Raw genomic sequence first — 22,045 nt, 5'->3', positions numbered from 1 at the left:
GGCGCGGGTGCCGCGCGGCTTCCCCCGCACAAGATCCGGCGTCACCACCGCGCGGGGGTGGCGGGCCGCCGGATGAGCGCGTCATTCGCTTTGCCCTCGGCCTGGTGGCCGGCGCGCTGCTCATCCAGCAGCTGCCCGGCCTGCCCGCGCCCCTGCTCTGGTTGCCGCTGGCGCTGTGCGCGGTCGGGCTGTTCCGGCTCGGCCGGCCCGGTCTTGCAGGGGTTTCGCTCGGGCTCTGCTGGGCCGGCGGCTATGCTGCCCTGGGACTGGCCGATGCGCTGACGGCCCAGGGCCGGGTCCAGGTGCTGGTCGAAGGACGGATCGCGACGATACCGAGTCCCATGGACCGCGGCCAGCGCTTCGACCTTGTCGTGGAGCGGATCCTTGAAGCGCCGCTGGAACGGTTGCCGCGGAAGCTGCGGGTCAGCTGGTATCGTGCCGGGCAAGCCGTCAAGGCGGGCGAATCCTGGCGCTTGCGGTTGAGCCTGCGACCGCCGCGCGGGATGCTGAACCCCGGCGGATTCGACTACGAGCGCTGGCTGTTCGCCCAGGGCATAGGTGCCGTGGGCTATGTGCGCGAATCGCCGGAAAACCGGCGGCTGGCGCTCACGGCTCCCGGATCCTGGCTGCCGCGTTGGCGGCAGGACATCCATGATCGTCTTCAGGCGGTCTGGCAGCACAGTCCCGTGGCCGGGTTGCTGATGGCGCTGACCATGGGCGTCGAGGATGGCATCGGGCGTCCGGAGTGGGATGTGCTGCGCCGGACCGGTACCGCACACCTGATCGCGATCTCGGGGTCGCACATCGGTCTGGTGGCAGGGCTCGTCTTCTTCCTGGTCCGCTCGCTGGTCAGCCGGCTGGGTCCGCGACAGCGCCTTTCCCCGCCGCGGATCGCGGCATTGGCCGGGCTGGCGGGGGCCTGGGCCTACGCGGCGCTGGCCGATTTCGGCATTCCGACACAGCGCGCGCTGATCATGGTCGCCATGGCCATGGGCGCTGTGGTCCTGCAACGTCCCACGCGTGTCACCCACCTGCTGGCCCTGGCGCTGATCGCCGTCGTGCTTCGGGATCCGCTGGCGGTGCTGGCGCCGGGCTTCTGGCTGTCGTTCGCGGCCGTGGCGCTCATCGCCTATGGCGTTCGCGGGCGGCTGGCCCCGGCTCGCGGCGGCCGCCTGCTCTGGCGCATCAACGCTTTGACCGCGGTCGGATTGGCGCCCGTGCTGCTGCTCTTTTTCGGGCAGATGTCGCTGGTGTCGCCTTTCGCCAACCTGTTGGCCGTACCAGTGCTGGGAACGCTGCTGATCCCGCTGTGCCTAGCGGGGGCCTTGCTGCTGCCGGTATCGCCGGCGCTGGGCCAGCCGCTGCTGGCGCTGGCCGAATGGGTCATGCGCGAGTCCTGGCGGGTGTTGACCTGGATAGCCTCGCTGCCCGTGGCGCAATGGACGCATCCCGTGCCGCCGCTTGGGCACATGGCCCTGGCGCTCGCGGGCGTGATCCTGTTGCTGGCCCCGCGCGGCGTGCCGGCCCGCTGGCTGGGACTGGTGATGCTGCTGCCAGCGCTGCTTTACGCGCCCGAGCGGTTGCCGCCCGGCGGGTTTCGGTTGACCCTGCTGGATGTCGGTCAGGGACTGGCGGCGGTGGTCGAGACCCGTCATCGAACTCTGGCATTCGACGCAGGGGCGAAGCTGAGTCGCCATTTCGACATGGGCAATGCCGTCGTCGAACCCTATCTGCGTCATCGGGGCCTGGGGCGCATCGATGTGCTGGTGATCTCGCACGGAGACAATGACCACAGCGGCGGCGCCCGTTCGCTGCTGCAAGTCTTTCCCGTGAGACACCTGCTCACCAGCGTGCCGGATCTGTTCCGGGATGACGCCGCCATGTCATGCCAGGCCGGCCAGGGCTGGCGCTGGGATGGCGTCGATTTCCAGATGCTGGGCCCGGTCGCGGCCAGCACCCGCGACAATGACAATTCCTGCGTGCTGCGCGTCCGGGGGGAAGGTGGCAGCGTGCTGCTGACCGGGGACATCGAGGCGGATGCCGAGAACCGGCTGGTAACCCGCCATGGCTCCGCACTGCGCAGCGATGTGCTGGTCGTGCCGCATCACGGCAGCAAGACCTCGTCCACGCCCGTGCTCCTGGCGGCTGTCCGGCCGCGATGGGGGCTGGTCCCGGCGGGCTATCTGAACCGCTTCGGTTTTCCCCACCGGGAGGTTCTGGAGCGTTACCGCGCGTTCGGGATAGCGCTGATGAACGTCGCCGAAGCCGGCGCCCTCACCGTCGAGCCGGGCGCCCCCGGGAACCGGATATCGCCGCCGCAGGCCTTCCGGGAGGGCTACCGGCGCTACTGGTTGACGCGCTGAGGCGCGTCAGCGCCGGCTCAGGTCAGCAGGATGGCCTGCTCGCGCAGCCAACCGAGAATGGCGTCGGCGGTCGTCAGGTTTTCCGGCAGCGCCACGCCGGCGGCGGCCGCCGGCTTTGGCTGCGCGCAGAGGCAGATCAGCCCGGCGCGGCCGGCCTGTTCGGCGATCAGCGGCATCTGTTCCGCCAGTGCCGGATCGTCCAGCACCAGGGTGGCATGGCCGAGGTTGAACAGCCACCGCTCCAGGCGGTAGGCCAGTCCGGCGGCATCCGGGCAACCCAACCAGAGGGTCGTGGCCCGCTGGCCGAAGCGGGTGGCGCGCTCTTCCGGCGTGACCTGGCCCTGCTGCTCTGCTTCGTCCGACAGGCCCACGATCATCCCCGCCCCGACAGTGACATTGGTGAGGCGATCGATGACGATGAAGGCGCCGGTGCCCTTGCAGACGGTATAGGGATCGAAGGCGATGGGGGCGCTGAGGGCCAGCTCGCAGAGGCCGATCTCGTTCAGGTGCAGCTGGGTGGCCGGGTGATGGGCCTGGGTGTTGACATCGATGCGGTAGCGGATGCGCGGCACCGAGCCGGTGACGCTGCGGGTGTTCTGCTTGATCAGGTACTGCCGGCCCGGCACCAGCGCCGCCTCGGTCATCCACACCACCTGCGCCAGGAAGCGCGCGGCCAGCTGCGGCACATCGTCCGGCCGCACCAGGAGATCGCCGCGGCTGATGTCGATCTCGTCGGTCAGGGTGAAGGTCACCGCCTGCGGCGGGAAGGCCTCGGCCTGCTCGCCGTCGTAGGTGACGATGCTGGCGATGTGGCTGGTCTTGCGCGAGGGCAGCACCATCACCGGATCGCCCTTGCGGAAGATGCCTGCGGCCACGGTGCCGCTGTAGCCGCGGAAGTCGAGGTGCGGCCGGTTGACGTACTGCACCGGGAAGCGCGGATTGACCATGTTCTGATCGTCGGCGATGGCGATGCTGTCCAGCAGCGCCATCAGCGGCGGCCCGTCGTACCAGGGCATGTTCGGACCGGGATGGACCACATTGTCGCCCTTCAGCGCCGACAGCGGCAGGAAGCGGATGTCCCTGATCGCCAGTTTCTCGGCAAAGGCCAGGTAGTCGGCCCGGATACCGTTGAACACCTCCGCGCGGAAGTCGACCAGATCCATCTTGTTGATGGCCACCACCACATGGCGGATCCCCAGCAGCGAGACGATGTAGCTGTGCCGCCGGGTCTGGGTCTGCACCCCATGGCGGGCATCGATGAGGATGATGGCCAGGTCGCAGGTTGAGGCGCCGGTGGCCATGTTGCGGGTGTACTGCTCGTGCCCCGGCGTGTCGGCGATGATGAACTTGCGCCGGGTGGTTGAGAAATAGCGGTAGGCCACGTCGATGGTGATGCCCTGCTCGCGTTCCGCCTGCAGGCCATCCAGCAGCAAGGCCGGGTCGAAATCATCGCCGGTGGTGCCGAACTTGGCGCTGTCCTTGCGGATGGCGGCCAGCTGATCCTCGTAGATCAGCTTCGAATCGTGCAGCAGCCGCCCGATCAGGGTGCTCTTGCCGTCATCGACATTGCCGCAGGTGAGGAAACGCAGCAGCTCCTTGCGCTCGTGCTGGGCCAGATAGGCATGGATGTCGCGGGCGATCAGCTCGGATTGGTGCGCCATCAGAAATAACCCTCCTTCTTCTTCTTCTCCATGGAGCCCGACTGGTCGTGATCGATCAGGCGGCCCTGCCGCTCCGAGGTGGTGGTCAGCAACATTTCCTGGATGATCTCGGGCAGGGTGGTGGCGTTGGACTCCACCGCACCGGTCAGCGGATAGCAGCCCAGGGTGCGGAAACGCACCCGCTTCATCTGCGGCACCTCGCCCGGCGCCAGCGGCATGCGGTCGTCATCGACCATGATCCAGATGCCATCGCGCATCACCACCGGCCGCTCGGCGGCGTAGTAGAGCGGCACGATGGGGATGTTCTCGAGATGGATGTACTGCCAGATATCCAGCTCGGTCCAGTTGGAGAGCGGAAACACGCGGATGCTCTCGCCCGCGTTGACCTTGCCGTTGTAGAGATTCCACAGTTCCGGCCGCTGGTTCTTCGGGTCCCAGCGATGATGCTGGTCGCGGAAGGAATAGACGCGCTCCTTGGCGCGGGACTTTTCCTCGTCGCGGCGGGCGCCGCCGAAGGCGGCATCGAAGCGGTACTGGTTGAGCGCCTGCTTGAGCGCCTCCGTCTTCATGATGTCGGTGTGCTTCTCGCTGCCATGGTCGAAGGGATTGATGCCCTGCGCCACGCCCTCGGGGTTGATGTGGACGATCAGGTCCAGCCCCAGGTCATGGGCCATGCGGTCGCGGAAGGCGATCATGTCGCGGAACTTCCAGGTGGTGTCGACATGCAGCAGCGGGAAGGGCGGCCTGCCGGGATGGAAGGCCTTGAGCGCCAGGTGCAGCATGACCGCCGAGTCCTTGCCGATCGAGTAGAGCATCACCGGCCGGTCGAACTCGGCGGCAACCTCGCGGATGATGTGGATGCTCTCGGCTTCCAGTTGCTTGAGATGGGTGAGGGTGTGTGCGGACATGGGCAGGTCGATGTGATGGCAGGCCTGCGGACACCTGCCTTGAAGACGCTAGAAAGCCATCAACTGTACCACAGCGGCGCTCCGCAAGGCGCCAGTATGCGCAAGGACAGGCGAGCGCCGGATGTTGGGTGGTCTTGCCTTGCCGGGGGTTGCCGGCAACGCCACCGGATCGATTGCCTCCCGGCGTCAGGAGATCAGGCGCCAGGCCAGCATGTCGCCGGCCATGAACGGTATGAGCTCCTCATCGCCGAAATCCAGCCGGCTGGGAATCTGCCACGGCGCCTTCTCCAGGGTGATCGTTCGCTGGTGTCGGGGCAGGCCATAGAAATCCGCGCCATGATGGCTGGCGAAGCCTTCCAGGCGGTCCAGCTTGCCAACCGATTCGAATGCCGTCGCATAGAGTTCGAGCGCGGCGAGGGCGGTATAGCAGCCGGCGCAGCCACAGGCAGATTCCTTCTGGCCGCGGGGATGGGGGGCACTGTCGGTCCCCAGGAAGAACTTGGGATTGCCACTGGTCGCCGCCGCCAGCAAGGCCTGTCGATGCGGTTCACGCTTGAGGACCGGCAGGCAGTAGAAATGCGGTCGGATGCCCCCGGCCAAGAGGATATTGCGATTGTGCAGCAGGTGATGGGCGGTGATCGTGGCACCGACCCCTGCCCGGCTGTCGCGGACGAAATCGGCGCCTTCCCGGGTCGTGATGTGTTCCAGCACCACGGGCAGGGCGGGGAAGCGCTCGACCAGGGGCGCCAGGTGCCGGTCGATGAACACGGCCTCCCTGTCGAAGATGTCGACGGCGGCGTCGGTGACTTCTCCGTGCACCAGCAATGGAACCTGGTATTTTTCCAGCGATTCCAGCAGGGGATAGAGTGCTTCCACCTGGCTGATGCCGGCCTCCGAATGGGTGGTCGCACCGGCCGGGTACAGCTTGAAGGCCAGGACCTCCGGCGTATCGGCAAGCCGTCGCACCTCGTCGTGGCGGGTCCGGTCGGTCAAGTACAGCGTCATCAGGGGCTCGAACCCGCTGTTGGCCGGCAGGGCGGCGAGTATGCGTCGCCGGTAATCCAGCGCGGCGACAACGGTTGTGACGGGCGGCTTGAGATTGGGCATGACGATGGCCCGCCCGAACTGGCGAGCGCTGTCGGCAACCACATCGCGCATGGCGGTGCCATCGCGCAGGTGCAGGTGCCAGTCATCCGGCAGGGCAAGACGGATAGGGTCCATTGGTGAAGGTTCCGGTCTTCAGGCGGAGGCTGTCAGGCCATTCATGGAGGCGGCAACGAGGGGAGGGCTGGCACCCCGTTCATCCGCGCCTTGCGTGTCCGGGCGGCGGCCTATCGAGCCCGGTCATCCAGCGGCGACCCGGGTATTCGGCTCTTGCCCCGCCCAGCCCATGTTCCCGGGGGCTCCCCGGCTTTCGGCTATCTGTCCGACAGCGCTTTCGCCCGGCGCCCCGGGTTGGCCGTCGGCAAGGCCGCATCCCGGGTCTTGTCCAGCGTCAGGTAGGAGGATGCCCCAAGGCTGTTCCAGGCATGGATGCGGTAGCTGACGGTCTTGCCGCCCGGGAGACCCGTGTCGATGAAATTCTGCGTATTGGCCGGCAGGGCAGCGATTTCCATCCAGCTGTAACCATCCATCGAGCGTTCCAGCCTGTAGCCGGTCTCGTTGCCGGCGGCATCGGTCCAGCTCAGGCTGACGCCATCGCTGCTTTCTTCGTCGGCCAGGAAATCCGTCGGTGCCAGCGGTGCGGATATGACCGCCGGCGGGTTGCGGAAGCCGGCCACGATGGCTGCCGTGGATCGCATCGAGCGCGCGGCGTCGGCAGAGCCGGCCACGCCGATGGGTTGCCCGCCATAGGTAAGGTTGGTGTCCGCCGAGGAGAAGTACGGGATGCCGTGCTCGTCCTGGCAGGGATAGGCCATGATGTCGCGGAAGACGCCGCACACGCGATAGCCGAAGGCATCCGGGCTGGCGCCAGGCGATGGCGCATGATCGACATCGTGCACGTTGCCTTGGATATGTCCCAGCAGGTGGGCCAGGGCATTGTTGCTGCCTAGGCAATTATAGCTGGTGTCGTCATGCACCGCCATGAACGCGGCGGCGGCGAAATCCGGCGTGCCACGGGTCATGACCGGCGCTGTGCCACAGACATCCTGATTGGCGTTGACCAGGACAACCAGATCGGCGCCGAACTGATCCCGCAGGGCATGAAGGTCATCCAGGTAGCCATCGTCGCGCGCCTGCAAGCGCGAGCGGTCCAGGGCCATGTCGCCGGACTCCGCATAGGGGGTTTCCACCATCTTGACCAGATTCAGCTGGACCGGAATCCTGCTGTTCAGGTAGGCCTGATTGGCTTTGCTGACGGCGTTGATGACGCGGGTTTCGATGGCCGATATGCCACCGGCATTGGCGCGGGATCTGGCCGTATAGGCGACCAGCAGGTCGAAGGTCCGCGGACCGCTGGCGTTGGCGGCCGTGTTGTTGGGCGCCACTTCGCTGCCGCTGACCAGGCTTCCCTCCGCCGGATATTCCAGGTTTTCCGGCTCGAACCTTGGAGCTGTCTTGCTCCGGTCGAGTTCGCGGACAGCATGGATGCCGTCCTTGATCGGGACGATCTCGAAGGATTTCCCGCGGGATTCGATCGTGCCCATCAGGGCTCGGCCCCGGCTGACCAGAATGACTTCGCTTTCGGGGTCTTCCGCGAGATGGCCCACCCAGACATCGCCACCCTCCATGCTCTGGAGCATACCGCGCACGATACGGTCCCGCACAGCCAGGCTGCTGGCATCATCGAACAGGTTGAGCCGCAGGGTATCGGCTTCCAGCGCCTCGAAATTGATCGTGGTATGCCGTGCGCGTCCCGGCATGACCTTGGCCGGTGTCTGTGCCGGCATCGTCAGCGCCTCATCTCCGGGTTCGCCCAGCAAGGGGAGCACGTAAGCCATCCCTTCGCTGCCGGTACCGGCCGCTGTCGGCGGCAGGCTGGTCACCTGGCGGGCAACGTAATCCTGCCAGGGGCCCGCCATCGAGATTGCCAGCAAGGCGCCAGCAAGGGCACCAATGACGCCGACCAGGAGGCGCGAGGACTGTCTGCCGGTTCCGGGAACGCCACCGGGCAGCAGCGCTTGCACAACCAGCGCGAGTGCGCTGCTCAGGGCGATGACCATGCCCGCGAGGACCCCGTTGGGCACGTCGAACAGCCAGAGCAGGGCATCCGCGGGCTGGAACGGTGTCGCCGCCTCGACCACCGGCGTGGCCAAGGCCAGCCCGATAGCGGGCGCGATCGACCGGACAATGAAGCGTTCAGAGGAATTCATGATGGGTTTCTCCACGGGGCCTGGGCTCCACGGGCTTGACATGTGGAGCCTGGGGAATGCGAACTCATAAGCAGAAACTTACGACGGTAGCGCCGAATTATCCAGAAATTTCGTCCTCGAGGTGTCGCCCTCCGCGATGCACCGTTCTTGATTCCGGTAACCCGGGGCGAAGATTGCCGTTTGCGCCCTGCCGGTTCACCGACGATTCTCGCCCGTCAGGCGGCGATACAGCGCGTCGAGGTGGGGCACCACGGCATCGGCCGAGTACACCTGCAGGAACCGCTTGCGCGCCGCCATCCCGAGCCGCTCGCGGGTCCCGGCATCGGCAAGCAGTCGCTGCAGGGCCTGGCGGAGTCCGTCGACATCACCCGGTTCCACCAGGATGCCATAGGCGCCATCGGCCAGCATTTCCGGAATGCCGCCAACCCGTGTCGCAAGGATGGCCAGGCCAGCCCCCATCGCTTCCAGAATCGCGACCGGCAAGCCTTCGGCATAGGAGGGCAGCACGAATATCCGGCATTGGCGGAGCAGTGTCGCGCGCTTGTCGGCATCAACCCAGCCGAGAACATGGAAGCGCTCGCTCATGCCGTGGCTTGCCACCAGCGACCTGACCCGCTCGATTTCACCATCGCCGCCGCACCAGATCTGGAGGCCGGCATGGCTTTCGTACAGGGGCTTCACCGCCTCGATGAGATCGAAAATACCCTTGCGTTCGCCGAAACGGCCGAGATAAAGGATTTCCGGCAACGCCGATGCCGTGGTGGGACCTTGTGAAGACGCAGGTGGCAACGGTACGAAGTTGGCAATGGCCTCTACCGGCGTGGGACTGAGCTCGGCATAGAAACTTGCCCAATCGCGCGACAGGGCAACCACCTGATCGGCCATGCCGATGATCCAGCGGACATAACGCCGCACCCAGGGCGCCTGGCCGGCATAGAACGACCTGAACTCCGCGCCATGCATGTGCAGGATGATGGGGGTGTGAAAGAGCCGTCCCAGCAGCACGAACAGCGATTTGCGAAAAAAGCTGCCGCGTTCCGCCACATGGATGTGCAACAGCCGCACCCGGCCGCCGGCCAGCAGCCAGAGACATTGCCAGAGCGCTTTCCAGGCCAGCAGGAGACGCCGCGCGAGACTGCCGCCATCATGGGAGCAAAGGATGCGGAGCGGCCAGCGGGTAGCCAGTTCCGACTGGGTCAGCGACTGGATGACGGACAGCATGCCGCCCGGCGCGCAGGTCGAAACGAGCAGGATGCATGATTGTCGGCGCGCCATCGGCGTTCAGGTCGTGATGGGAGGTCCATCCATTATGGATGTCCCGGGGCCAGACTCCAAGCCGATGCGGCGGGGACAGGCCGCCACCGGTGGCGGCAAAGTCGCTAGCGAAGGCCGATCATCTCCAGGACGCGGCTCAGGTCGCGCTCGTCGAGGGCGATGTCGGCCTGTTCGCGGACGATGGGCTTGGCGTCGAAAGCGATGGACAGACCCGCGGCTGCCATCATCTTCAGGTCGTTGGCGCCATCGCCGATGGCGACCGTACGCTCCGGCGGTATCGCCATGGCGGCCGCCCAGGATCTCAGGCTGTCGGCCTTGGCGGCGGCATCGACGATATCGCCCAGTACACGGCCGGTCAGCCGGCCGTCGAGGATCTCCAGCCGGTTGGCGCGCCAGACATCCAGCCCCAGCCGCTGGGCCAGCGGGTCAAGCACCTCATGGAAGCCGCCCGAAACCGCGCCGACATGACCGCCCGCGCGCTGCACGCCCTGGATCAGCTCGGGAACGCCGGGGGTCACGGTGATGCGCGCGCGGATGGCCTCGAAAATGCTGTCGGGCAACCCGGCCAGGGTGGCGACACGTTCCCTGAGGCTCTGGGCGAAATCCAGCTCGCCACGCATGGCCCGTTCGGTGACCGCCGCGACCTCGGCCAGGGAGCCGGCCTCGGCCGCCAGCAATTCGATGACCTCGTTCTCGATCAGGGTGGAGTCCACATCAAGCACGACCAGATAAGGGTTGGGCATGGGTGCTGGCAAGGGTGGCATGGGAGGGGAGGCTGGTCCGGTCGCGGGCCTAGATGCCGGCACCGTGGATGAAGAGTTCCTGGCGTGCCTGTGCCTGGGTGATGTTGCTGCCCGGCGGGACGCTGCGGGTCAGCCAGACATTGCCGCCAATGGTGGAGCCGCGGCCGATGGTGATGCGGCCGAGGACGGTCGCGCCGGCGTAGACGACCACGTCGTCCTCGACGATCGGATGCCGGGCATGGCCCTTGAGCAGCATGCCGCTCTCGTCGGTGGGGAAGCGCTTGGCCCCCAGCGTGACCGCTTGGTAGAGCCGGACGCGCTCGCCGATGACGGTGGTTTCGCCGATCACGACGCCGGTACCGTGGTCGATGAAGAAGCTCGGCCCGATCTGCGCGCCCGGGTGAATGTCGATGCCGGTCACGGAATGGGCGATCTCCGCGATCATGCGGGCGATCAGGGGCAAGCCCAGCGCATAGAGCTCGTGCGCCAGCCGGTGGTTGATGATGGCGGCGATGCCCGGATAGCAGACCAGTACCTCGTCGATGCTGCGGGCCGCGGGGTCGCCCTCGTAGGCCGCCTGCAGGTCGGTATCCAGCAGCGCGCGCACCTTGGGCAAGGTCTTGACGAAGGACTGCACCAGGTTCATGGACTGTTCCCGCAGCGTGTCATGGTCCGGGTCCAGGGTGCCGGCCTGCTCGGCGCTGTAGCGCCGTTCACGCTGGATCTGTCCCATCAGCAGCCGCAGCTTGGCGTCGAGGGTATGCCCCACGTAGTAGTCGATGCCTTCGTCGGTCTGCTCCCCCGAGCCCAGCCGGTTCGGGTAGAGGACAGTCGCCAGCCCTTCAATGATGTCGGCAAGCACGGCCCGGGAGGGTAGCCTGGGCGGACGATCCAGCCGCTGGCGCTGGGCCAGCGAGCTGAGCCGCAGGCCGCGCAGTTCGGCAACGACCGGGGCAATGTTCAGATGGGTGAGATGACTGGGCAGCATCATGGCGTCTGGTGTCTCCGGATGATGCCTGCGGTCAGATCGCCATGCCCTGGGCATCGAACAGCCCGTCGAACAGCGCCGTGCTCAGGTAGCGCTCGCCCGAATCCGGCAGGACCACGACGATGGTCTTGCCGGCGTGCTCCGGGCGCTGGGCCAGCCGCACCGCCACCGCCGCCGCCGCCCCGCAGGAAATGCCGGCCAGGATGCCCTCCTCCCGCGCCAGCCGGCGGGCCATGTCGATGGCCTCCTCGTTGCTGACCGGTTCGATGGCGTCGACCAGCGACAGGTCGAGCACATCCGGCACGAAACCGGCGCCGATGCCCTGGATCTTGTGCGGACCGGGCTGCACCGGCTGCCCGGCGCGGGTCTGCGACAACACCGGGCTGGCGGCGGGCTCCACCGCGACCGACAGGACCGGCTGGTGGCGGGTGTGCTTGAGATAGCGGCTGACACCGGTGATGGTGCCGCCGGTGCCGACGCCGGCAACCAGGATGTCGACCTGGCCGTTGCTGTCGTCCCAGATTTCCGGACCCGTCGTGGCTTCGTGAATGGCGGGATTGGCGGGGTTCTTGAACTGCTGCAGCAGGACATAGCGGGCGGGGTCGGATGCGGCGATCGCCTCGGCCTTGGCGATGGCGCCCGGCATGCCCTTGGCGCCTTCGGTCAGCACCAGTTTCGCACCATAGGCCACCAGCAACTTGCGGCGCTCGATGCTCATGGTCTCGGGCATCGTCAGCGTGATCGGGATGCCACGCGCCGCGGCCACGAAAGCCAGGGCGATGCCGGTGTTGCCGCTGGTCGGTTCGACGATTTCCTTGCCGGGCCCGAGCAGGCCGCGCTGCTCGGCATCCCAGACCATGGCCGCGCCGATGCGGCATTTCACCGAGTAGGCCGGGTTGCGGCCCTCGATCTTGGCCAGCACGGTGGCCGGAGCACCCTCGACCACGCGGTTCAGTCGAACCAGGGGGGTTCTGCCGATCGAATGCGAGTTGTCTTCAAACCAGCGGTTCATGCGAATCTCCGAGGAACAAGGAAGCGTAGAGGGTTCTGCCATGGCCTGCATCCGGGGCCGCCTGGCCTATCAAGGCCGCGTACCTTGGGGAAACCCGAGGGGCCATGCTCGCACGGGCCAGCGGCAATGCGCGGGGTGGATGCTGACCTCCGACCTCCGGAACCTGGCAGGCGCTCCGGGTGACCACCAGCGAGGTCGTCCGCCACCAATGTGGCGTCGAATACCGATCGGCGTATCGCGCCTGACACCGGTTCAGGCCAGGCAGCCATACATGTTAATGAAAACGTGTCGCAAAGTCCTGCTGCCGCGATACGGATTGCCGGGAAAAGGCTGTCGGCGCCGTCGCGGCAGTCAGGCGCTTGGCCGCCATAACGGCAGGTTCTTGCCCTGTTGTGGCAATCCGCGCGGTCAGTGGCGGCCCCGAAGGCACGATGCGGTGCCGGGGAGACCTCCGCGAGGCGTGGGTTGGGCCATAATTCAGGCCGCACGGGTTCTCCGGACCGGCGCCGGGAACGCGTCCGCTTTCACCTTGGCCGCACCATGGGGGCAGCAATGAACATCGGCATACCGCGTGAAACCAAGGACCTGGAGGGGCGCATCGCCCTGACCCCGCCGGCGGTGCATCGGCTGGTAAGCGCCGGCCATGCCGTGTGCGTCGAGACGGGTGCGGGATCGGCTGCCGGCTTCGGCGATGCCGAATACCGCCAGGCCGGCGCCCGTATCGGCCGGACGGCAGAGGATGCCTGGGATAATCGACTCGTGATCAAGGTCAAGGAGCCCTTGCCGGCGGAATACCCCTTTCTTCGCGGACAGATGCTGTTCACTTTCCTCCATCTGTCGGGAAGTCCGCGCGCGTTGACCGAGGTTCTGCTGGCCAGCAAGACCACGGCCATCGCTTACGAGACCCTGGAGGATAGTCGCGGTGCCTTGCCCCTGCTGGCGCCCATGAGCGCCATCGCCGGCAACATGGCGGCGTTGATGGGCGCGTACTACCTGGGCCGCACCCATGGCGGCAAGGGCGTGCAGCTGGGCGGGGTGCTGGGTGTGCGGCATGGCCGGGTGCTGATCGTCGGTGACGGTACCGTGGCGCATCATGCGGCCCGCAGTGCCCATGGGCTGGGCGCCGAGGTGGTGATGCTGGGCCTGGCGCCGCACCTCGGCGAGCGCTATCGCCAGGCGCTGGGCGAGGGCTTCCGCTTCCTGCCCTCCACGCCCGATGAGATCAGCCGGCAAATGCCGCCGACCGATCTGGTGATCGGTGCCGTCCTGCGGCGCGGTGCGCGGGCGGATTTCGTCGTCAGCGAGGCCCAGGTCGGGTTGCTCTCGCCGGGCTCGGTCGTCGTCGATGTGAGCATCGATCAGGGCGGCTGCATCGCGACCTCACGACCGACGACCCACAGCCATCCCGTGCTCGTCGCCCGGGATGTCATTCATTACGGCGTCACCAACATGCCGGGCGCCTATCCCCGGACCGCGACCATGGCCTTGTCCCGGGCTGTGTTGCCCTATGCCCTCAGACTCGCCGACCGGGGGCTGGCCGCCCTCAAGGACGATCCGGGATTTGCCAGGGCGTTGAATGTCTGGCAGGGATGCCTGACACTGCGGCCGGTAGCCGAGGATCTTGGCCTGCTGGACCGCTATCTTCCCCATCCCATGCTCTGACCGCTGATCGGTCGCCGGCGCTCATTGCCCGAGGCGGCATGATTGTCATGACAACATCACCTGACCCACACCTCTGCCATGCCGCTTGATCTGCCATCGCTACTGTCATTCCTCGGGCTGGGCGCCCTGGTGGGATTCGTCGCCGGCCTGCTGGGTGTCGGTGGAGGGGGGATCATGGTGCCCATCCTGACCACCATGTTCCTCTCCCGAGGCATCCCCGTCGACAAGGTGGTGCATCTGGCCCTGGGAACCTCCATGGCCTCGATCATCGCCACCTCGATCGCCAGCCTGCGCGCCCATCATGCCAGGGGCAACATCAACTGGGGCATCGTCAAGGCAATGTCGCCGGGCATCGTGCTGGGCACGTTCCTGGCGACATTCCTGGCAGTCAACGCACGCTCATTCCAGCTGGCGGTGTTCTTTTCGCTGTTCATGGCCTATGTCTCGGCCCAGATGTTTTTCGACCGAAAACCCGAGCCCGGGCGCCGGCTGGCGGGCGAAAGCGGGCTGCTCCTGGCCGGTGCGTTCATCGGCGCCATTTCGGCGCTGGTCTCGATCGGGGGTGGCTCCCTGACCGTGCCCTATCTTGTCTGGCAGAACCTTGACATCAGAAAGGCCATAGGCACGTCGGCGGCCATAGGACTGCCCATCTCGCTTGCCGGTACCGCAGGGTATGTTGCCAATGGCTGGTCGATGACGCCGGCAAGCGCTCATGCGCTCGGCTTCGTCTATGTCCCCGCCGTGGTGCTGATCGCCATGGCCAGTTCCGTCACCGCGCCCCATGGCGCAAGGCTTGCCCACAGGCTGCCGGTTCGGATGCTGAAGCGGGTATTTGCATCCTTATTGATCGTCCTGAGCCTCAAGATGCTGCTTTCGGTGCTGTAGCGGGGTGGCTTCGCCTGACGCCCCGCGGTCAGGCAGGTCCCGTCGACCTGGCATGCCGAGAGACGGATGAGCCGATTGCGAAACCTGGTCTTTCCCTGCATGCCTCAAATCGGGACTGATAAAGTAAGGGCGGCAGTGAACCACGGCGCCATTCGGGAAACTAAACCCGGCGGCAGGGCGTTCCCGATGCCGGGCAAGCAGCCGTCCCATAAAACCATTACCGGAGAGAGACCATGAACGTCAGTGTTACCAGCCTGATTCTTGCTGCCCTGAGTTTCGGCCTGAATGCGGCCCAGGCCGATGAGGCCCTGGCCAAGAGCAAGGGATGCCTCGGCTGCCATGGCATCGACCACAAGATTGTCGGCCCGGCTTACAAGGATATCGCCAAGAAGTATGCCGGCCAGGATGTGACGGCGCCGCTGGCGGAGAAGGTCATCAAGGGTGGTGGCGGTGTCTGGGGCCAGATGCCCATGCCCGCCAATGCGGTCAGCCCCGACGAGGCCAGGCAACTGGTGACCTGGATACTGGGTCTGAAATAAAGGGCCGGGGGCGCAAGCCCCCTTTGTCAGGGCGCGAGTGCCGGGCACAAAACCCTTTCGTGTTGCCGGCACGCCGGTAAGGCCATTCCGTCCGCCAATACCCGGGTAACGGACCCGGGATTCGGGAGGGAGATGCCGTGACCGGCTCGCGGAAGTCGGACGAGACGTGCCATTCAACCGGCAAAAAGGGAATAAAACCGCGGCAGTCCTATCATCGGTCAGCCGGCAGGAAGGCCATCGCCGTTCCTGCCGGTGCCGTTTCCGCGGTTGCCGCGGGATCAGTGCTGCATGTTTTGCATGTTCTGATGGTCGCCGGCAGGGGTGCCGGGAGTCCCGGGGGCGCCCGGAGCACCGCCGCCGGACATGTCATGACCGCCATGGCCGCCCCGGCTGACGCCGCCGCCGCTCTGGCCGGGACCCATGCCGCCGCCGCCCGCACCGGCGCTGATGCCCTGGCGCTGGCGCAGGCCGATGGCGCCGCCGGACGCCTTGGCAATGTTTTCCTCGGTCAGTCCGCCGAGCGCGAAGGCAGCGTCCACGACCAGGCTGGTGATGTCGGTGATATCCATGCGGTCGGCCAGCGGGCTGGTGACCACGGCGCGCACCACCTGGGCAACCGGGCCGGGCGGCGGTGTCACCACCAGCAGGATCGGGTAGGCCGTGCCGGCGGGCACGGTGACGGCGTAATGGTTGGATTGGCCGTCCAGCGGCTGGGTGAGGACGACCCGATCATTCTTGTCCTTGACCTCGAGCTTGCCCTGGGTGACTTGGCCATGGACGTCGGATATGTTGCCTTCGATCCTGGCTTCCGCCGTCATGTTGGCAGCGCTGCCGTGACTGCCGGCCGGGCCGCTGTCGCAACCGCCGACCAGGGCAGCGGCGACGGCAATGGAAAGCGCACAGAGGCTGGATTTGAGCAGGCTGTCGGTTTTGTGGCTATGGGATGTCATGTTCTCAACCGAATGGAAGAAAGGTCTTTCGAATTATGGGACTGCGCATCGGCGTGACAGCGCCGGCTTCTGTGAACCCTGAGCCCCGGCGCACGTCCCGTTCACTGCTAGGTAAGCAGACCGTTTATAGCATATTGATAAACCCCGATACATGAGTCGTCGGTCGGGTTCCCGAGAATGCCCTGCCTGCCGGTCGGGACAGGCGCCGCGGACGTTTGCCCGGGACCCTGGCCCAACGGGGGCGCACGATCGGGGCCCGGGAGCGACAGGGTGCCCGCCAGGCCATGTCGCTGCGCATCCCTGGCCCCCATTCTCCCGTCTCCCGGGCCAGGGTAGCGGCCATTCGCCAGCATTTGACAGGGCATTCACCCGGTTCCCTATTGAACCGGCGACCGGGGGCGGGTGTAATGCCGGGAGTTTCAAAACCTTCTGAGGACACTCCCGATGATTCAAGTGACGACCCTCGCGAAATTGCCACCCGCCTACAAGGTGCTGTTCACCGGCTTTCTGCTGGTCATCGGCGTGGGCCTGCTGATGGCCGGCTTCCAGATCATGGAAACCCACGGCAAGGCGGACGGCAAGCCCGGCCTGTCCTACAACGACATCGTCTACAGCTATTACGGCAACCGCAGCGGCTCCAAGCTGGAGTCGATGCTGGCAGGGCAGATGAAGCCCATGGCGCCGGACGATGTCCGCTTCCAGCTGATCCAGTGGGTGCGCGACGGTGCCAGCATCAAGGAGTGGACGCCCACCATCAAGCCGATCATGGACCAGTATTGCGTATCCTGTCACGGTCCCGGCGCATCCCTGCCGGACTTCAGCCAGTTTGAAAACCTCAAGAAGGTGTCCGAGGTCGACGAGGGCGTCAGCATTGCCCAGCTGACCCGCGTCTCGCACATCCATCTGTTCGGCATCGCCTTCATTTTCCTCTATGTCGGCTGGATTTTCGGTCTGGCGCAATACCCGCAGCAGTGGAAACTCATCCTCATCTCCACCCCCTTCGCCTTCCTCATCCTCGACGTGCTGTCCTGGTGGCTGACCAAATACATCCCGGCATTCGCCTGGCTGACCATGCTCGGCGGCTTCGGCTACAGCCTGGCCTCAACCATCATGATCTTCACCTCGCTGGTGCAGATGTGGTTCCCGGTCGAAAAGTGGCCCGCCCACTGGACGCGGGAAGAAAAGGCGGAGTGACCCGGGGGAGATTTCGATCGGTCGGGCGCCTGGCGCCCGACCTCGCGCACCGACTCAAGACACCATCGCCCCATCGGGGCACCGCCTTGTCGCCAGGGTGATGCCCATTCTTGCGCCCCTCTCTGTCTCGGTTAGGGCGCACGAGCGATCCGTCCAAGGCCCGCTTCCTCGCCTGGCTCGTCAGGCAAGCCGTCGTCCCCAATGCATCGGCATGACGCGCCGGTTTTCGCGAAACAGGCGATAATCCGGCTTATGTCATATCTGAAACTGTCCTGCCGGAGTGAATGATCGATGAGCCAACCGACCCGCGTATTGGCCTGGATGGCCGGATTCCTGGCCGTGGTGCTGGGGCTGTGCGCCTTTGTCTGGACCCGTCTGGCGGACATGTATGCCGCCAATCCCTTCTTCAACAGCGTGATCCTGCTGGTGCTGCTGGCGGGCATCGTGGCCAATGTGCGGCAGGTGCTCGTGCTGGCGCGCGAGGTATCCTGGATCGAAGGCTTCCGGGGTTTCAGCAGTCCCACGGTGCTCAGCCTGCGGCCACGGCTTCTGGCGCCCATGGCGCAGATGCTGGCCGGGCGCGAGAAAGGCCATGACACCTTGTCGGCACCGTCGATGCGCACCATGCTCGACAGCGTCCAGCTGCGGCTGGAGGAATCGCGCGATCTGTCCCGCTATCTGATCGGGCTGGCGGTCTTCCTGGGTCTGCTGGGGACATTCTGGGGGCTGCTGGTCACCATCCGCGCGGTGGTGGATATCATCGGCTCGCTCAACATCGGCAACGATCCCGTCGCCATGTTCGCCACGCTGAAGGAGAATATCCGGGTGCCGCTGGGTGGCATGTCGACGAGCTTTTCCACCTCGCTGTTCGGTCTTTCCAGTTCGCTCATCATCGGCTTCCTCGATCTGCAGGCCGGTCATGCGCAGAACCGTTTCTACAACGAACTGGAGGAGTGGCTTTCGGCGATGACCTCCCTCTCGCCTGGCGGCCTGATGGAAACCGAGGCGGCGATACCGGCCTATGTCCAGGCCCTGCTGGAAAAAACCGCCGATGGTCTGGAGCGCATGCAGCGCGCCATCGGCGACAGCGAGCGTGAGCGACATACCGGCAACGAACAGATGAGCCGGCTGATTGACCAGATCGACCGGCTCAACGACCTCATGAGCCGCGATGTGCGCGATCGGCAGGCGGCGGTGCTGGCCCAGGACGAACTGCGCGCCGTGCTGCGTCAGCTGGCGGCCCGGCCGGACAGCGAATCGCGTCTGGCCGATGAACTGCGCGCGGAGATACGCCTGCTGACCCGCACGGTTGCGGCGGCCATGGACATGCAGACCAGCCGGAACGAGGCGCGCCCGTGAGTGCGCCCGGCCGTCACCGGCGGCGCCAGTTCGACATCTGGCCGGGATTCGTCGATGCGCTGACCTCGCTGATCATGGTCATGATCTTCCTGCTGCTGCTGTTCGCCATCGGCCAGTTCGTGCTCTCCGATGCCCTGGCCGGCAAGAGCCGGACGCTGGCCACGCTCAATCTCCGTCTGGATGAACTCGGCCGCCAGGCGGCCATGAGCGAGGCCGAGCGCAAGGCCGCGGCGGCGCGGGTGGCGGAACTGCTGGCCAGGATGGGGCTGGTGACGGAGGAGCGGGATCAGCTGAAATCCCGGATGGACGAGCAGAATGAACGGCTGACCGCGCTCAACAACGACATACTGGCGCTCGATGCGCTCAGACGCCAGCTGGAGGAGCAGGTGACGCAACTGGCCAGCCGTTTGAACGCGGCCGACCAGAACAATCAGGGCAAGGATCTGCGCATCGCCGACCTCGACCGGCAACTGAAGCTGGCGTTGGCCAGTCGCGCCAATGAGCTGGAAAAGTACCGTTCCGAGTTCTTCGGCAAGCTGCGCGAGGCTCTGGGCAACCGGGAGGATGTCCGCATCGTCGGTGACCGCTTCCTGTTGCCCAGCGACATCCTGTTCTCCTCCGGCTCAGCCGAACTCGGGAGCGATGCCCAGGCGCGCCTGGGCAAGCTGGTCAACACCATCCGCGACGTAAGCCAGAAGATTCCCGACAGCATCGACTGGGTTCTGCGCATCGATGGGCACACCGATCGCGTGCCCATCGCGACCGACAAGTTTCCCTCCAACTGGGAGCTGTCGACGGCGCGCGCCGTGGCCATCGTCAAGTGGATGACCGGGCAGGGGATACCCGCCAGGCACCTGTCCGCCAACGGATTTGCCCAGTATCAGCCGGTCGATCCGGGCGAAAGCCCCGAAGCCCTGGCCCGCAACCGGCGTATCGAGATCCAGCTGACGAATCGCTGAGCGACGCCTCAAGCCCGTTCGAGCGTGGATGGATGCGCGTTGCCTAATTGGGCTTGCGCAGCCGGCCAAATCCCTGGTTGGCCAGTCTCCACGCTTTCACCGGTATCGCGCGGGTCCGCATGGCCAATCGGTACAGATCGCTGCGGATACCTTGCAGGTTGCCCATGAGTTCCTGGATGTCCTCGTCGCTCTGGTCCAATTGCCGCCAGCGATCGCGTACATAGGCTAGGGTACCGAAGAAGAGCAGGGCCAGCAGGCTGGGTAATGCCACCATCCTGGCCCGTTTCGGGCCGGTCTTTCTGGCCTCGGGATGTTCAATGATCTGAATCAGCGCCTGGTTTTCCTGGACCTTGATCTTTGCCATTTCCAGTTGTTTGCGGAGCGTGAGGAACACTTCCTCCTGAACCTTCACGGCCCGCTCCAGCCGCTCCTTTTGGGCTTCGATATCGGGCGTCGCAATCTTGCGATTACGCATGGAAAACTCGGCCAGCGCCGCTTCGGCTCGCTTGAGTTCCGCTTCCGTATCCTGCAGGCGGCTCTGGATGAAGTCCCGATTCCGTATGGCCTTCTCATTGCGATGCAATCCGCCGTATTTGCTCAGGCTGTCAAGCACTGCGTTAGCCAGCGCTTCGGCGGCCTTCCGCTCGGATAGCGTCGCGGAGAGTTCCATCGTGGTTGACAGCACGAATGGGGAGCGGGGCTGTGTGGCTTTGACGCTCGCGATCGCTAAAGCCCCCCTGAGAGCGATGACGGCATCGTCCGGCTGAATCCAGTCACGAATCGGGATGCCCCCTGGCACGCCTAGCCAGTTTGAGGTTACGCCGGCTTTCGACTTGGCGGCTTCATCGTTGACGACGAGTTTGAGGAAGTCATCACTCCTCACGAGTGCTTCGTAATACTCGGGCATGGTGTCGACGATCGAGCCGGCGTCCCCACCTGCAGTCGATCCCGCGCTGGGTAGCGCAATGGCCGAACCTGAGGCAGCAGCGGTAAGGAATTTGGTCGTCGCCGTATACACGGGAGGCTGAATCATCGCATACGCTAGAGCCAGCAATACAACCCAGGCGGTCGGCTTGAGGATGCGATACCGCTCGCGCAGAAGCAGGTTCAGGATCGGCAGAATCTCGATACCGGTTTCATCCTCCAACTCATCGGGGGAATCGTGAACGGCAGCCCGTATTTCAGCGGATCGCCGGGAAGCATTGTCCTTGGAGCTCAGGGCGTTCATCTGGCACCTGCCTTGGGCTTGGTGGAGACCATGACCAGACTGCCGCCGGGGATGACCGGATTGAAGGGTTGATCGCCGGATTTGACCAGCAAGCCACCGTCGGGCAGCAGTACACTGATGTCCTGGATATCCGCCTCGTCCTTGAAACCTCCGCTCAGATTCAGGTAATAGCCAAGCCGGGCGCCCTCGATGTGTTGCATGACCGCCGGCTTTTCGACGGCACCCTTCACTTCCACCGTCAGCATGCGTTCCGTTTCCCGAAGGAAAGGAACCTCGATGACACTGCCCGCGGGTATCTCCAGATTCGCCTTGCCTTTGCCCCTGGCTTTCGCCGTGATGGCGACCTTGTTGGCGGCAAACACCTTGACGGCGGCGGGGTCGGCCTTGTCAAGATAGCCGCCACACATGGCGATGTACTCGGCCAGGCTTTTGCCGGGTGTGTGCTGGACTGTCAGTTCACGGTTGACGGCGCCGCGAATCTCCACCACACCCGGATTGGTGGGCACGAAGATCCGGTCATCCGGCTTGAGGACGATATCCTCGATCCCGCCGGGGCTTTCCAGCGCCGCGGAAACATTGACAGTAATGTCGTAATAAGCGTCAGTACCACTTGCAGCCATATCGACAATCGTCCTTTTACGCTTGACGGTGATGCCTTCCGGCAGGGCCTCCTTCCTGAGACCGCCTGCGCGTTGAATCAGTGCGGTCAGTCGATCGCTTGCCGACAGCAGGGAGTAGTTTCCCGGTTCCATGACCTCTCCCTCGATGAGCACCGAGGCAGACCGCTCCCAGCCAGGCAAGGCCCGTATGGTAATGCGATCGTCGGGCTTGAGGTGGGTTCGCTGTTCCGTTGGCAGGCTTGTGAAATCCTTCGGGACCGGAACCTTGAAGGTCGTCAGGGTCACCGTGCCGGATTCACGCTGAGCATCGTCCTTTTCGGAACGGGCGATGGCGGCCTCAACCCTGAAGGCATCGGGCCGCAGGCCACCCGCCATCAGGATCAGG

Annotated in this window: 18 protein-coding genes; 7 read left to right on the top strand and 11 right to left on the bottom strand. The window is 65.5% G+C overall.

Annotated features, from left to right (window positions below; all coding sequences use genetic code 11):
• Positions 1-104: 104 nt before the first annotated feature.
• A complete protein-coding gene (locus ACYQ1H_RS08005; protein WP_460027523.1) occupies positions 105-2,363 on the top strand; it encodes a DNA internalization-related competence protein ComEC/Rec2 in 2,259 nt (752 codons plus the stop codon).
• A 17-nt stretch (positions 2,364-2,380) separates the two neighbouring features.
• Here ACYQ1H_RS08005 and cysN read toward each other — a convergent pair whose 3' ends face one another.
• From cysN to cysK, 8 genes are all read right to left on the bottom strand, one after another.
• Entirely contained in the window at positions 2,381-4,024 is a 1,644-nt protein-coding gene (cysN, locus tag ACYQ1H_RS08000) for a sulfate adenylyltransferase subunit CysN (RefSeq protein ID WP_460027522.1), read from the bottom strand.
• Positions 4,024-4,932, bottom strand: coding sequence for a sulfate adenylyltransferase subunit CysD (cysD, locus tag ACYQ1H_RS07995; RefSeq protein WP_460027521.1), 909 nt, complete (start codon positions 4,930-4,932; stop codon positions 4,024-4,026). Before cysD ends, cysN begins: the two co-directional genes overlap by 1 nt.
• A 186-nt stretch (positions 4,933-5,118) precedes the next feature.
• A complete protein-coding gene (pyrC, locus tag ACYQ1H_RS07990) occupies positions 5,119-6,153 on the bottom strand; it encodes a dihydroorotase (RefSeq protein ID WP_460027520.1) in 1,035 nt (344 codons plus the stop codon).
• Between the two features lie 197 nt (positions 6,154-6,350).
• Positions 6,351-8,246 (bottom strand): reprolysin-like metallopeptidase, encoded by a 1,896-nt coding sequence (locus ACYQ1H_RS07985; RefSeq protein ID WP_460027519.1) that lies wholly within the window; start codon positions 8,244-8,246, stop codon positions 6,351-6,353.
• A 195-nt stretch (positions 8,247-8,441) separates the two neighbouring features.
• Positions 8,442-9,521, bottom strand: a complete 1,080-nt coding sequence (locus tag ACYQ1H_RS07980) for a glycosyltransferase family 4 protein (protein ID WP_460027518.1) — start codon at positions 9,519-9,521, stop codon at positions 8,442-8,444.
• Between the two features lie 104 nt (positions 9,522-9,625).
• Positions 9,626-10,264: a phosphoserine phosphatase SerB gene (gene serB / locus ACYQ1H_RS07975; RefSeq protein WP_460027517.1), complete on the bottom strand. Its 639-nt coding sequence runs from the start codon at positions 10,262-10,264 to the stop codon at positions 9,626-9,628.
• A 49-nt stretch (positions 10,265-10,313) separates the two neighbouring features.
• Positions 10,314-11,255, bottom strand: coding sequence for a serine O-acetyltransferase EpsC (gene epsC / locus ACYQ1H_RS07970; RefSeq protein ID WP_460027516.1), 942 nt, complete (start codon positions 11,253-11,255; stop codon positions 10,314-10,316).
• Positions 11,256-11,286: 31 nt separating this feature from the next.
• Positions 11,287-12,264 (bottom strand): cysteine synthase A, encoded by a 978-nt coding sequence (cysK, locus tag ACYQ1H_RS07965; RefSeq protein ID WP_460027515.1) that lies wholly within the window; start codon positions 12,262-12,264, stop codon positions 11,287-11,289.
• 552 nt (positions 12,265-12,816) lie between these two features.
• On the opposite strand from cysK, the gene ald reads away from it, so the two are divergent.
• The 3 genes from ald (at position 12,817) to ACYQ1H_RS07950 (ending at position 15,350) form a co-directional block, all read left to right on the top strand.
• Complete coding sequence (gene ald, locus ACYQ1H_RS07960; protein WP_460027514.1) at positions 12,817-13,926, top strand: alanine dehydrogenase; 1,110 nt, start codon at positions 12,817-12,819, stop codon at positions 13,924-13,926.
• Between the two features lie 78 nt (positions 13,927-14,004).
• Positions 14,005-14,811, top strand: coding sequence for a sulfite exporter TauE/SafE family protein (locus tag ACYQ1H_RS07955; protein WP_460027513.1), 807 nt, complete (start codon positions 14,005-14,007; stop codon positions 14,809-14,811).
• Positions 14,812-15,044: 233 nt separating this feature from the next.
• Positions 15,045-15,350, top strand: a complete 306-nt coding sequence (locus ACYQ1H_RS07950; protein ID WP_460027512.1) for a c-type cytochrome — start codon at positions 15,045-15,047, stop codon at positions 15,348-15,350.
• A 278-nt stretch (positions 15,351-15,628) separates the two neighbouring features.
• Here ACYQ1H_RS07950 and ACYQ1H_RS07945 read toward each other — a convergent pair whose 3' ends face one another.
• Positions 15,629-16,300, bottom strand: a complete 672-nt coding sequence (locus ACYQ1H_RS07945; protein ID WP_460027511.1) for a hypothetical protein — start codon at positions 16,298-16,300, stop codon at positions 15,629-15,631.
• Positions 16,301-16,744: 444 nt separating this feature from the next.
• Here ACYQ1H_RS07945 and ACYQ1H_RS07940 point away from each other — a divergent pair, with 444 nt between their 5' ends.
• The 3 genes from ACYQ1H_RS07940 to ACYQ1H_RS07930 all read left to right on the top strand — a co-directional run bounded on the left by ACYQ1H_RS07940 (position 16,745) and on the right by ACYQ1H_RS07930 (position 19,812).
• Positions 16,745-17,494, top strand: a complete 750-nt coding sequence (locus ACYQ1H_RS07940; RefSeq protein WP_460027510.1) for an elongation factor-1 alpha — start codon at positions 16,745-16,747, stop codon at positions 17,492-17,494.
• A gap of 291 nt (positions 17,495-17,785) precedes the next feature.
• On the top strand, positions 17,786-18,853 hold the full coding sequence (locus ACYQ1H_RS07935) for a hypothetical protein (RefSeq protein ID WP_460027509.1): 1,068 nt from the start codon (positions 17,786-17,788) through the stop codon (positions 18,851-18,853).
• Entirely contained in the window at positions 18,850-19,812 is a 963-nt protein-coding gene (locus ACYQ1H_RS07930; protein WP_460027508.1) for a peptidoglycan -binding protein, read from the top strand. Before ACYQ1H_RS07935 ends, ACYQ1H_RS07930 begins: the two co-directional genes overlap by 4 nt.
• A gap of 43 nt (positions 19,813-19,855) precedes the next feature.
• Here the strand turns inward: ACYQ1H_RS07930 and ACYQ1H_RS07925 are convergent, their stop codons facing one another.
• Both ACYQ1H_RS07925 and ACYQ1H_RS07920 read right to left on the bottom strand, forming a co-directional pair.
• Positions 19,856-21,040 carry a GumC domain-containing protein gene (locus ACYQ1H_RS07925; protein ID WP_460027507.1) on the bottom strand — a complete coding sequence of 395 codons (1,185 nt, stop codon included), beginning with the start codon at positions 21,038-21,040 and terminating at the stop codon, positions 19,856-19,858.
• Positions 21,037-22,045: SLBB domain-containing protein (locus tag ACYQ1H_RS07920; protein ID WP_460027506.1), on the bottom strand; the 1,009-nt coding region annotated here is incomplete at its 5' end. The genes ACYQ1H_RS07925 and ACYQ1H_RS07920, both read right to left, overlap by 4 nt.

Source organism: Methyloparacoccus murrellii, from assembly GCF_054657115.1.
This window is presented reverse-complemented; position numbering and strand designations above follow the sequence as displayed.

Excerpts from the sequence above, each read along its gene's own strand:
- cysN (WP_460027522.1), bottom strand. The coding sequence starts at position 4,024 with ATGGCGCACCAATCCGAGCTGATCGCCCGCGACATCCATGCCTATCTG.
- cysD (WP_460027521.1), bottom strand. The coding sequence starts at position 4,932 with ATGTCCGCACACACCCTCACCCATCTCAAGCAACTGGAAGCCGAGAGC.
- pyrC (WP_460027520.1), bottom strand. The coding sequence starts at position 6,153 with ATGGACCCTATCCGTCTTGCCCTGCCGGATGACTGGCACCTGCACCTG.
- ACYQ1H_RS07985 (WP_460027519.1), bottom strand. The coding sequence starts at position 8,246 with ATGAATTCCTCTGAACGCTTCATTGTCCGGTCGATCGCGCCCGCTATC.
- ACYQ1H_RS07980 (WP_460027518.1), bottom strand. The coding sequence starts at position 9,521 with ATGGCGCGCCGACAATCATGCATCCTGCTCGTTTCGACCTGCGCGCCG.
- serB (WP_460027517.1), bottom strand. The coding sequence starts at position 10,264 with ATGCCCAACCCTTATCTGGTCGTGCTTGATGTGGACTCCACCCTGATC.
- epsC (WP_460027516.1), bottom strand. The coding sequence starts at position 11,255 with ATGATGCTGCCCAGTCATCTCACCCATCTGAACATTGCCCCGGTCGTT.
- cysK (WP_460027515.1), bottom strand. The coding sequence starts at position 12,264 with ATGAACCGCTGGTTTGAAGACAACTCGCATTCGATCGGCAGAACCCCC.
- ald (WP_460027514.1), top strand. The coding sequence starts at position 12,817 with ATGAACATCGGCATACCGCGTGAAACCAAGGACCTGGAGGGGCGCATC.
- ACYQ1H_RS07955 (WP_460027513.1), top strand. The coding sequence starts at position 14,005 with ATGCCGCTTGATCTGCCATCGCTACTGTCATTCCTCGGGCTGGGCGCC.
- ACYQ1H_RS07950 (WP_460027512.1), top strand. The coding sequence starts at position 15,045 with ATGAACGTCAGTGTTACCAGCCTGATTCTTGCTGCCCTGAGTTTCGGC.
- ACYQ1H_RS07945 (WP_460027511.1), bottom strand. The coding sequence starts at position 16,300 with ATGACATCCCATAGCCACAAAACCGACAGCCTGCTCAAATCCAGCCTC.
- ACYQ1H_RS07940 (WP_460027510.1), top strand. The coding sequence starts at position 16,745 with ATGATTCAAGTGACGACCCTCGCGAAATTGCCACCCGCCTACAAGGTG.
- ACYQ1H_RS07935 (WP_460027509.1), top strand. The coding sequence starts at position 17,786 with ATGAGCCAACCGACCCGCGTATTGGCCTGGATGGCCGGATTCCTGGCC.
- ACYQ1H_RS07925 (WP_460027507.1), bottom strand. The coding sequence starts at position 21,040 with ATGAACGCCCTGAGCTCCAAGGACAATGCTTCCCGGCGATCCGCTGAA.